9 protein-coding genes are annotated in these 10,856 nt (G+C 63.6%); 6 read left to right on the top strand and 3 right to left on the bottom strand.

Annotated features, from left to right (window positions below; translation table 11 throughout):
- The 6 genes from xsc to K0F86_RS17450 form a co-directional block, all read left to right on the top strand.
- Positions 1-1,698, top strand: a 1,698-nt coding sequence (gene xsc / locus K0F86_RS17475; RefSeq protein WP_219135588.1) for a sulfoacetaldehyde acetyltransferase, incomplete at its 5' end; no start/stop codon positions are given.
- Between the two features lie 188 nt (positions 1,699-1,886).
- Complete coding sequence (gene pta / locus K0F86_RS17470) at positions 1,887-2,888, top strand: phosphate acetyltransferase (protein ID WP_219135587.1); 1,002 nt, start codon at positions 1,887-1,889, stop codon at positions 2,886-2,888.
- Position 2,889: 1 nt separating this feature from the next.
- Complete coding sequence (locus tag K0F86_RS17465; RefSeq protein ID WP_257572210.1) at positions 2,890-3,651, top strand: TSUP family transporter; 762 nt, start codon at positions 2,890-2,892, stop codon at positions 3,649-3,651.
- Positions 3,652-3,936: 285 nt separating this feature from the next.
- Positions 3,937-4,824: an RNA ligase family protein gene (locus tag K0F86_RS17460; protein WP_219135585.1), complete on the top strand. Its 888-nt coding sequence runs from the start codon at positions 3,937-3,939 to the stop codon at positions 4,822-4,824.
- Positions 4,821-5,963 carry an AAA family ATPase gene (locus K0F86_RS17455; RefSeq protein WP_374197300.1) on the top strand — a complete coding sequence of 381 codons (1,143 nt, stop codon included), beginning with the start codon at positions 4,821-4,823 and terminating at the stop codon, positions 5,961-5,963. Before K0F86_RS17460 ends, K0F86_RS17455 begins: the two co-directional genes overlap by 4 nt.
- 221 nt (positions 5,964-6,184) lie before the next feature.
- The gene (locus K0F86_RS17450; RefSeq protein ID WP_219135584.1) at positions 6,185-7,072 is read left to right on the top strand and encodes an NAD(P)H-binding protein; all 888 of its coding nucleotides are present in this window, start codon (positions 6,185-6,187) and stop codon (positions 7,070-7,072) included.
- A gap of 3 nt (positions 7,073-7,075) precedes the next feature.
- Here K0F86_RS17450 and K0F86_RS17445 read toward each other — a convergent pair whose 3' ends face one another.
- The 3 genes from K0F86_RS17445 to K0F86_RS17435 all read right to left on the bottom strand — a co-directional run bounded on the left by K0F86_RS17445 (position 7,076) and on the right by K0F86_RS17435 (position 10,655).
- The gene (locus K0F86_RS17445; protein WP_219135583.1) at positions 7,076-8,806 is read right to left on the bottom strand and encodes a cobalt chelatase; all 1,731 of its coding nucleotides are present in this window, start codon (positions 8,804-8,806) and stop codon (positions 7,076-7,078) included.
- Positions 8,803-9,732, bottom strand: a complete 930-nt coding sequence (locus K0F86_RS17440; protein WP_219135751.1) for an AAA family ATPase — start codon at positions 9,730-9,732, stop codon at positions 8,803-8,805. Before K0F86_RS17440 ends, K0F86_RS17445 begins: the two co-directional genes overlap by 4 nt.
- A gap of 86 nt (positions 9,733-9,818) precedes the next feature.
- Positions 9,819-10,655, bottom strand: coding sequence for an IclR family transcriptional regulator (locus K0F86_RS17435; RefSeq protein WP_369811606.1), 837 nt, complete (start codon positions 10,653-10,655; stop codon positions 9,819-9,821).
- Positions 10,656-10,856 lie beyond the last annotated feature (201 nt).

The following is a 10,856-nucleotide window of genomic DNA, read 5'->3' as shown; positions in this document are numbered from 1 at the left end:
TTCGGCATCATGGGCTCGGCCTTCATGGATCCGATGGACATTTTTGCCCCGGCCGGCATCCGCCTGATTCCCGTCGTGCACGAGCAGGGCGCCGGCCACATGGCCGACGGCTATGCCCGCGTCTCGGGCCGCCATGGCGTGGTCATTGGCCAGAACGGCCCCGGCATCAGCAATTGCGTCACGGCCATCGCCGCCGCCTACTGGGCGCACACCCCCGTCGTCATCATCACGCCGGAAACGGGCACCATGAGCATGGGCCTGGGCGGCTTCCAGGAAGCCAATCAATTGCCGATGTTCGAGGAATTTACGAAATATCAAGGCCACGTCACCAATCCGGCCCGCATGGCCGAGTTCACGGGCCGTTGTTTTGACCGCGCCATGTCGGAAATGGGGCCGACGCAATTGAACATCCCGCGCGACTATTTTTATGGCGAAATCAAGGCGGAAATCCCGAAGCCGAACCGCCTCGACCGCGGCGCCGGCGGCGAACACAGCCTCAATGAGGCGGCCGAACTGCTGGCCAAGGCCAAGTTCCCCGTCATCATCTCGGGCGGCGGCGTCGTCATGGGCGAAGCGATCGACGAGTGCAAGGCGCTGGCCGAACGCCTCGGCGCGCCAGTGGTGAACAGCTATCTGCACAACGACTCGTTTCCCGCCAGCCACCCGCTGTGGTGCGGTCCGCTCGGTTATCAAGGCTCGAAAGCGGCGATGAAACTGATCGCCCAGGCCGACGTCGTCGTGGCCCTCGGTTCGCGTTTGGGACCGTTCGGCACCTTGCCGCAGCACGGCATGGATTACTGGCCGAAAAACGCCAGGATCATCCAGATCGACGCCGACAACAAGATGCTCGGTTTGGTGAAAAAGATTTCGGTGGGCATCTGCGGTGACGCCAAGGCGGCCGCCAAGGCGATTCTTGCCCGCCTGGATGGCAAGACGCTCGACTGCGACGCCACACGCGACGCGCGCAAGGCCACCATCGAGGCGGAAAAAGCCGCGTGGGAAGATGAACTGGACAACTGGACGCACGAAAAAGATGCGTACAGCCTGGATATGATCGAAGAGCAAAAGAAAGAGCCGGGCAATTATCTGCACCCGCGCCAGGTCTTGCGTGAGCTGGAAAAAGCCATGCCGGAAGACGTGATGGTGTCGACCGACATCGGCAACATCAACTCGGTGGCGAACAGCTATCTGCGCTTTGAAAAGCCGCGCAGCTTCTTTGCGGCGATGAGCTTTGGCAATTGCGGCTATGCGTTCCCGACCATCATCGGCGCGAAAGTGGCGGCACCGCACCGTCCGGCCGTGTCGTATGCGGGCGACGGCGCCTGGGGCATGAGCCTGATGGAAACGATGACCTGCGTGCGCCACAACATTCCCGTGACGGCGGTGGTGTTCCACAACCGCCAGTGGGGCGCGGAAAAGAAAAACCAGGTCGATTTCTACAACCGCCGCTTCGTCGCCGGTGAACTCGACAACCAGAGCTTCGCCGAGATTGCGCGGGCCATGGGCGCCGAAGGCATCACGGTCGACAAGCTGGAAGACGTGGGGCCGGCCCTGAAGAAAGCGATAGCCATGCAGATGAATGAAGGCAAGACCACCATCATCGAAATCATGTGCACGCGCGAACTGGGCGACCCGTTCCGCCGCGATGCGCTGAGTAAACCAATCCGTCATCTGGATAAATATAAAGATTACGTTTGATGTAGCGGGTGTTGTTGGATTACGCCCTGGCGGGCTAATCCAACCTACCCAACCTACGCGTGGCGCTGGCGTAATCCGACACCACCCTGACCGATCCTTGTATGACCCCGGCTTGCCGGGTTTTATGTGCCGGAACTATCTGCATGCTTCCATGGTTCCGGCACTTTTTTTACCGAATTGGAGTACCCATGAAAGCCCTGCACCGCATCATCGCCCAAGCCCGCGCCGTGCCGAAAAACATCGTGTTGTGCGAGGGCGACGATGCGCGCGTGCTGCAGGCGGCGGCGCGCGCAGCCGCCGAAGGCTTGGCGCATATCACCCTCGTCGGCCAGCCGGCCGCCATCCTGGCCCTGGCGCGCGAACACGCGCTGGACCTCGATGCCGTGCGCCTGGTCGACCCGGCAACGTCCGACGAGTCGGAACACTATGCCCAACAATTGTTTGTGCTGCGCCAGGCCAAGGGCATGACGGTGGAGCAGGCGCGTATCGCCGTGCAAGACCCGCTGTGCTACGCCAACCTGATGGTGCGCCTGGGCGACGCGGACGGCTGCGTGGCGGGGGCCGTGCACACGACGGCCGACGTGGTGCGCAGCGCCATCCAGATCATCGGCGTCGATCCGGCCTTCAAGCTCGTGTCGAGCTTTTTCCTGATGATGCTGTGCGAACCGTTCCACAGCCTGAAGGGCGGTTTTATCTTTTCCGACTGCGCCCTCGTCGTTGACCCTAAGGCCGAGGAACTGGCCGACATCGCCATGGCCGCCGCCGACAGCGCGCAAGCCTTGCTGATGGAAGAGCCGAGGGTCGCCATGCTGTCGTTTTCCACCAGCGGCAGCGCCCATCACGCGGCCGTCGACAAGGTGCATGCGGCCACGGACCGGGTCAAGGCCCAGCGTCCGCTGCTGGCCATCGATGGCGACGTGCAGCTCGACGCGGCCATCGTGGCCGAGATTTCCCAGAGAAAAGTCAAGGATTCCGTGGTGAATGGTCGCGCGAATGTGCTGGTATTTCCGAACCTCGATGCGGGCAACATCGGCTACAAGCTGGCCGAGCGCATGGGCGGCGCCGTCGCCATCGGCCCGCTGCTGCAAGGCTTGAACAAGCCGGCCAACGATTTGTCGCGCGGCTGCAGCGCCGACGATGTCTACAACGTGATTGCGGTCACGGCCGTGCAGGCCCAGGGTGGACGCTGAGTTGTTCAGCTTGCCCGTGCTGGCGCTGCTGGGCGTGGTGGCGGCGGGCACGTATTTCCAGACCGTCACGGGCTTTGGCCTGGGCATGATCGTCATGGGCGTGGCCAGCGGCCTCGGCCTGGCGCCCGTGCCCGTGCTGGCGGCCCTCGTCAGCTTGTTGTCGCTGGCCAATTGCCTGGTGGCCTTGCCGGGCGCCTTGCACCACCTGGACTGGCGCGCCATCCGCGCGGCCAGCATCGGCTTGTTGCCGGCCATGGCGGCCGGCGTATTGCTATTGGGATATTTGGATCAGGCGTATGCGCCCGTCCTGAAACTGTTATTGGGCGCGGCCATCGTGTATGGCGGCGTCAGCATTCTGCTGCAGGCGCCGCCGGGACCGGGCGCGGCGGACAAGCGCAGTTTCTTCATCAGCGGCGTGTGCGGCGGCCTGTTCTCGGGCCTGTTTTCGCTGGCTGGCCCGCCCCTCGTGTACCAGTTCTACCGCCAGGAAATGAGTTTAACCACCATCCGCTACAGCCTGATCTTTTTGTTTGCCATCAGCGCGGGCGGACGTTCGCTGATGGCGGGCAGCCAGGGCCAGCTGGACGCGAAAGTCTTGCTGTTGTGCCTGTTGGCCCTGCCCGTCGGCGTGCTGGCCACCATGGCCGGCAAGCGCTACCCGCCGCCGATCGCCCAGCGCGGCATGCGCCGCATCGCGTTTGCCGTGCTGACCGCCATCGGCCTCTCCTTGATGGCGGCAGCCGTGCCGCAGTTGCTGGGCTAAGCGTGCGGCGCTTGCAAAATATGCAAACAGCCTTTATATTCCCTGCTCTTTCTCGAACCTCTTCCTTATTGGAGCCAAAAGTGCCTCGCTTCTTCGCCATCACCTGCTAACGCTGACGAAATGCTCTTTGCAGCATCGTTCGGCGCGTTGACGCCCCCGATTGCTGCGGCACTGCTCTTTCCGCACACGTATCCGTGACGCTAGTCTCGATCGTCCACGCCGAACACGTCGTCAGCACCCCTGACCCTGTATGGACACGCCCCGGTGAACGCGGCGTGGGACGCTATGTTTTTACAATCTTTGCCCTTATTCAAATACCCGCGCACGCCGCACCTGGAAGGCTCGCGCCTGCAGGACGGCGACGACGGCTCGGACCAGATGCCCCTGAAAAAGCTGGCCGGCCAGTACGTCGTCATCGAGGAAAAAATCGATGGCGCCAACTCCGCCGTGTCGTTCAGCGATGCGGGCGAGGTGCTGCTGCAGTCGCGCGGCCACTACCTGGCGGGCGGCGGCAGCGAACACCAGTTCAACCTGCTCAAACCGTGGGCCCATGCGCACGAACACGCCTTGCTGGGCTTGCTGGAAGACCAGCTTGTGCTGTTTGGCGAATGGTCTTACAGCAAGCATTCCGTGTTTTACGACCGGCTGCCCCATTACTTCAACGAATTCGACGTGTATTGCCGGCGCAGTCAGATGTTTTTGTCGACGGCGCGCCGCCACGCCATGCTGGCCGGCTCGCCCGTGCTGTCGGTCCCCGTGCTGTATGCGGGCCTGATGCCCACGACGCCCAAGCAGCTGTGGCAACTGCTGCGCCATTCGCTGGCCAAGTCCCGCCTGTGGCGCGACGCCTTTGAAAACGTGGTGGCGCGCGAACGCCTGCCGCTGGACCTGTGCTGGAAGCAGACGGACAAGTCCGACCACGCGGAAGGGCTGTACCTGAAAGTGGAAGACGACGAGCAAGTGCTGGCCCGCTATAAGCTGGTGCGCCATGACTTTACGCAAACCATCCTCGACAGCGGCTCGCACCATAGCACGCGGCCATTGATCCCCAACCAGCTGGCCGACGGCGTGGACCTGTACGCGCCGCAGCCGCTGGTCACGTGGGAGAGCCTGGGTTTACATACCTGCCAGTCGCTCGATGAATTGGCTGCCTACTCAAGGAGTACAACATGATGCACTGGAAAACCCTGCAACAGCTGGTGCCGCCAGCGGGCCAGTTGCCCGACTTCAGCGCCTGCCTGGCCGCTTTCCCGCAGCTGGAACTGGCGAAAACGACGCCGCAAAATCCCGTGTATCACGCGGAAGGCGATGTGTGGACGCATACCATGATGGTGGTGGAATCCCTGCTGGGCATGCCTGAGTATCAGCAAGCCACGCGGGCGGAGCAGGAAATCGTCTTCCTGGCCGCCTTGCTGCACGACGTGGCCAAGTGCAGCACCACGGTGATCGACCCGGTCACGGGCGCCATCGGCCAGCCGGGCCATTCGCGCAAGGGCGCGCTCGATGCGCGCATCGCCCTGTGGGATGGCGACGTGCCGTTTGCCGTGCGCGAGGAAATCTGCCGCCTGATTAACGTGCATCAAGTGCCGTTCTTTGCGCTGGAACAATCGCGGCGCGGCATCACGCCCGAGTTCACCGTGCGCGAACTGTCGTGGCAGGTCGATATCCGCTTGCTGGCCATGCTGGCCGAGGCCGATATTCGCGGCCGCATCTGCCCGGACCCGCAGCGCATCCTCGATGCCATCGAGCTGTTCCGCGAACTGGCGCGCGAGGAGGCTTGCTACGGCCAGCGGCGCGCCTTTGTCGACGACCACACGCGCGTCAAATACTTTCGCGGCGCCGAGGCGCATCCCGATTATTCGCTGTTCCAGGAGCCGGGTTCGCACGTGATCGTCATGTCGGGTTTGCCCGCATCGGGCAAGAATACGTGGGTGGACAAGCACTATCCGCGCCTGCCCGTCGTGTCCTTCGACGATGCGCGCACGGCCCTGGGCTTGAAGCACGGCAAGAACGAAGGCCAGGTGGGCGACTACGCGGAAGAGCGCGCGCGCGAACTGTTGCGCAAGGGAGAACCGTTCGTGTGGAACGCCACGCATCTGTCCCGGCTGATGCGCGAAAAGACGCTCAACCTGCTGTACAAGTACAACGCGCAGGTGGAGCTCGTGTACCTGGAGCAGCCGCGCAAGGAATTACTGCGGCGCAACGGCCAGCGCGACACTTCGCTGAGCAACAAGAAGTTGCAAGCGATGCTGTGGAACTGGGAAATCCCGTTGCCGATGGAAGCGCATGCCGTGCGTTACTGTGTGGACTAGCCCTGCAGCGCTCAAGCGCCGTCGAAAGGGCTTGACCGGGCGGGCGCCACGCGCCATGCTGGGCGCATGACACTTGTTTTCCCTTCTTTCCTGTAAGCCAGCCGCAGTGCCGCCCCGCTGGGGGCGGGCCGCCGCATGGCCTTCTTTGATCTCATCACATCATCTGCGAGCTTTGCCGCGCCGGCATGGGGCGCGCCTGCGCTCGCCACAAGGAAAAGAATATGAAAACAATGCATCTCGCCGTCGCCGGCGCTTCCGGCCAACTGGGCACCCTCGTCGTCAATGAACTCATCGAGCTGCGCGCCCGCCATCCGGGCATCACGCTCACGGCCATCACCCGCACACCCGACCGCCACCAGGCTTGGCTGGAGCAGGACATCGGCGTGCGCTTCGGCGATTACGACCAACCGCAGGGTTTGGCCGCAGCCTTTCACGGCGTCGAGCGCCTGCTGTTGATCAGTACGAATACCATCGACGGAACGGGACGGCGGCTGGCGCAGCACCGCCATGCCATCGAAGCGGCGCGCCAGGCCGGCGTCGGGCATATCGTCTACACCTCGTTCCTGCAGCCGGAAGAGGGCAAGAGGTCGCTGCTGAACGATGACCACCGGGCCACGGAAGCGTTGCTGAAAGGGAGTGGCATCGGCCACACGATCTTGCGCAATGCGTTTTACCAGGACTTGCTGCTGGTGGTGCTCGGCACTGCGGCCGTGGATGGCCAGTTGCGCACGGCAATGGGACAAGGCCATGTGTCGTACGTGGCGCGCGAGGATTGCGCCCATGCGGCCGCGGCGGCCCTGGCGGATGGCTACCTTGACAGCCGCATCCTGGACATTACCGGTCCCGCCGCCATTGATGCGCAAGCGCTGGCGGCCATCGCTGCCCAGGTATTTGGCAGGTCCATTCAGGTCGTGGCTCTCGATGCGGAAGAGTGCGTGCGCCATTTCATTGCCGGCGGCATGCCGGCGCCGATGGCGCAGATGCTGGCAGGCATCGAGCGCTGGCTGGCCACCGATGCAATGCACATCGTCAGTGACGACTATGGCGCGTTGACGGGTAGGCAAGCGTCGCCCGTGCAAGCCTTCCTGCAGGCGCTTGCGCCGGCATAACGATCACTTTTTCCGTCCACCGAGCAACTGCGCGATCTCGCTGAACAGTTCATTGTTCAGCGAGGCGGGCAGGGTGGTGGCCAGGCTGCGGCTGTAGTAGGCGCCCAGGTCCAGGCCCAGGCCCAGTCCGCAGATTTCCACGGCGCCCTGCGCTTCGCGGCGCGCCACCACCTGTTTCAGATGCTGGGCCAGGTAAAACTCGTCGTTGGCCAGATTCGTGGCCGTATCCATCGGGCAACCATCTGACACGACGAGCAGGATGCGCCGCCGTTCCGGGCGCGCCAGCATGCGCGTGCAGGCCCAATCCACCGCTTCGCCATCGACGCCTTCGCGGTACAGGTCCGCTTTCAGCAGGGCGGCGATGTCGGGCCGCGCGCGGCGCCAGCGCGTGTCGCCATCCTTGAACACCATGTGCACGAGTTCGTTCAAGCGGCCCGGATTCGCCGGCGAGCGGGCGCGCATCCAGTCGCGCCTGACTCTTCCCCCGTTCCACGCGCCCGTCGTAAAGCCCAGCAATTCCGTGGCGATGCCTGCCTGGTCCAGCGCGCGCAGCAGAATGTCGAGCAGCACGGCCACCGATTCCGCGTGGGTCTTCATGGAGCCGGAGCAATCGACAAGAAAGGTCACCAGGCAATCGGCTTGCGGCAAAAACTGTTCCTTGCGAAACAGCCTGCGCTCGGACGGCGAGCTGATCAGCTGCGCCAGGCGGCGGCCGTCGATGTATCCCTCTTCCTCGCCGAACGACCAGCCGTCGCGTTGGGGCACGGCCAGCAATTGCGTGAAGCGCCGTGCCAGGCGCGCCGTGTTGATGCCGAGGCTGGCGATGCGACCATCCATGCGTTCGCGGTAGTCGAGCAGCAGGGCGCGGCGCACCAGTTCGCCCGCCTTGTCTTCGCGGTCATAGGCCGTGCAGTAAACCTTGTAGCCGCCGTCGCCATCGCTGAAGGCGCGGCTGTCGCCCAGCGGGGCGGCATCAGGAAGGTGGTCGTTGTCGCTGTCGAAATCGAGCAGCAGCTTGAACGCCGCCTGCGCCTTGGCGTCGCCCCCGTCGTCCTGGCTGCCGTCGCGCGCCGTTTGCGCCTGTTTCAGCATGGCGTCGACGGCATGGGCGATGGCCAGCGCGTGGCGCGCAAAGGCCGCCTGGTCGGCGCGGTGGCGGCGCAAGCCCGCCAGGTCGCCGCTCAGCTGTGACGACACGGACCAGCGCGTGGCCTCGATAAAATCTTCCGTCTTTTCCAGCACGGGCCTGGCCGTCAGGCGCGACCAGCACATCTGGAACACTGTATACAAGAGCAAGCCCGACGCGCCTTCGGCCAGGCCGGAATCGTAGAACGCGTGCGACCATGCCGTAAAACGGTGGCGCAGGTTGGCGATGACGCCGGCATGTTGATCGGGCGCCAGCGTTTCCACCCTTAACTGTTCCAGCAATTCAAACACCAGACGCGCCACGGGCTCGGGCGGGCACAGCGTTTTGTGCAGGGCCGCATCCGTATGCAGCAGGCGCAGGGCCACGCTGTCGGCCGCGCCGCGCAGCGAGGGCAAATCCTGCAGCGCCGCATCGGGCTGCAGATGGGCCGCGTGGATGGGCAGGGGGCGGTGACCGTCGTGCAGGCGCCGGCCCCGGTAGCGTATCGAGGGAGAGCCACTGAGGGCGCGGATGGCGCCCGCGCACAGCTCATCCGTTTCCTGCTGCTCGCGCGTGTAGGCGGCAGGCGCGGTCGCGTCCGTACTCATGCCTGGCTCGCCAGCAATTCCTCATTGAAACAGCGCTGGTAATACTCTGCCACCATGGGCCGTTCGGCCTCGTCGCATTTGTTGAGGAAGGACAGGCGAAACGCCAGCGCCGGGTCGCGGAAGATCTGGCAATTCTCGGCCCAGGTAATCACCGTGCGCGGCGACATCAGGCACGCCAGGTCGCCCGCCGCATAGCCTTGGCGCGTGAGGCTGGCCACGGCCACCATGGAGGCCGCCAGCTGGCGGCCCGCCGCGTCGTTCATGGCAGGGACACGCGCCAGCACGATTGCCGTTTCTTCGTCCTGCGGCAAATAGTTCAAGGTGGCAACGATGTTCCAGCGGTCGATCTGCGCGTGATTGAGCACCTGCGTGCCGTGGTACATGCCGTTCAGGTTGCCCAGGCCCACCGTGTTCGAGGTGGCGAACAAACGGAAGTGGGGATGCGGCGTGATGACGCGGTTTTGGTCGAGCAAAGTAAACTTGCCGTCGCGTTCCAGAATGCGCTGGATGACGAACATCACGTCGGGGCGGCCCGCGTCGTACTCGTCGAAGATCAGGGCCACGGGACGCTGCAATGACCAGGGCACGATGCCTTCCTGGAATTCGGTCACTTGCTGCTGCTCGCGCAGCACGATGGCGTCCTTGCCGACCAGGTCCAGGCGGCTGATGTGGCCGTCCAGGTTGACGCGCACGCAAGGCCAGTTCAGGCGCGCCGCCACTTGCTCGATGTGCGTGGACTTGCCCGTGCCGTGCAAGCCTTGCACCATCACGCGGCGGTTATGCGTGAAACCGGCCAAAATCGCCAGGGTCACGTCCTTGTTGAAGCGGTAGGCGGGATCGATGTCGGGCACGTGCGGGTCGCGCTCCGTGAAGACGGGCACGAGCAGGTCGCTGTCGATATGGAACAGGCCGCGCACGGACTGCATGGTTTGCGCCGCTGCGGCGGGGGGATGTTGGCGTGAATCTGGCACCTTGTTCTCCTGGTCTAGCCGCAGCATGGGTGCCGCAGCGGTTATGAATTACCTGCCTGCAGTGCGTCGTCGTCCCCGCCCGTCGTCGGCATGGTTTCCGATTCGATGGCGGCCAGGGCTTGCGCGGCGCGTTGCAATGCTGGCAAGAAATGTAAAGCCTTGTCGTGCGTCAAACGGATGATGGGCGCCTGGATCGCCACGGCCAGGTTCGAGCGGCCGTTCGGGTTCGGCACCAGCACGGCCACGCACAGCAGGCCGGGCAGGAATTCCTCGTCGTCCAGCGCATAGCCGTTGCGGCGCACCAGTTCCAGTTCGCGTTCCAGCTTGACGGGGTCCGTTTCCGTCTTGTCCGTAAAGCGCGTCAATTCCATGTGGCCCAGCAGGCGGCGCCGTTGCACGGGCGTCATCTGCGCCAGGAACAGCTTGCCGCTCGACGAGCAGTGGGCCGGCACCCGTGAACCGGGATGCAGGTAGAAGCGCAGCGGCGCCGCCGTTTCCACCCGGTCCAGGTACACCACTTCGCTGCCGCTGAAGGCCGTCAGGTTGCAGCTTTCGCCCACTTCCTCGACCAGCTGGCGCAAGACCATGCGGCGGGCGCCATGGAACGTGTTGTTAATTAGCAAGTTCGACGCCAGGCGGCGCAGGCGCACGCCCGTGCTGTAGTGGCGGCCATCGCTTTCGCGCTGCAGCACGCCCACGCTTTCCAGCTGTTGCAGCATGCGGTGCAGGGTGGGTTTCGGCAGCCCCGTTTCTTCCACCAGCGCTTGCAGCGACAGCAACTGGTCTTTTTCGGCAATCACTTCCAGCAAGGCAAACAAACGCATCGTGGGCGTGTCGCCTTCCAGTTTTTCCGGCTCAAGTTTTGGGGATGAAATCATGTCCATGGTGGCCTCGGTGTGGTGTCTGTCGTGTTATTTCATTTTCGAACTCAAATTGTACCGTTTCCTCGAAATTCTGTTTGACTTTTGATTGCCGAGCGCTTAAATTGAATTGTATATCAAATTTCGGAACAAAATATACCGTTTTTTGATAATTTCAGTGCAGTTCATTACCACAGACCAGGAGACACCCATGAATGA

The sequence above is a fragment of the Janthinobacterium sp. UMAB-60 genome, from assembly GCF_900095235.1.
Taxonomy (GTDB): Bacteria; Pseudomonadota; Gammaproteobacteria; order Burkholderiales; family Burkholderiaceae_D; genus Janthinobacterium.
This window is presented reverse-complemented; position numbering and strand designations above follow the sequence as displayed.

Bases quoted from the DNA above. Each gene is read 5' to 3' on its own strand.
- pta (WP_219135587.1), top strand. From the start codon at position 1,887: ATGAAAGCCCTGCACCGCATCATCGCCCAAGCCCGCGCCGTGCCGAAA.
- K0F86_RS17460 (WP_219135585.1), top strand. From the start codon at position 3,937: ATGTTTTTACAATCTTTGCCCTTATTCAAATACCCGCGCACGCCGCAC.
- K0F86_RS17455 (WP_374197300.1), top strand. From the start codon at position 4,821: ATGATGCACTGGAAAACCCTGCAACAGCTGGTGCCGCCAGCGGGCCAG.
- K0F86_RS17450 (WP_219135584.1), top strand. From the start codon at position 6,185: ATGAAAACAATGCATCTCGCCGTCGCCGGCGCTTCCGGCCAACTGGGC.
- K0F86_RS17445 (WP_219135583.1), bottom strand. From the start codon at position 8,806: ATGAGTACGGACGCGACCGCGCCTGCCGCCTACACGCGCGAGCAGCAG.
- K0F86_RS17440 (WP_219135751.1), bottom strand. From the start codon at position 9,732: ATGCAGTCCGTGCGCGGCCTGTTCCATATCGACAGCGACCTGCTCGTG.
- K0F86_RS17435 (WP_369811606.1), bottom strand. From the start codon at position 10,655: ATGATTTCATCCCCAAAACTTGAGCCGGAAAAACTGGAAGGCGACACG.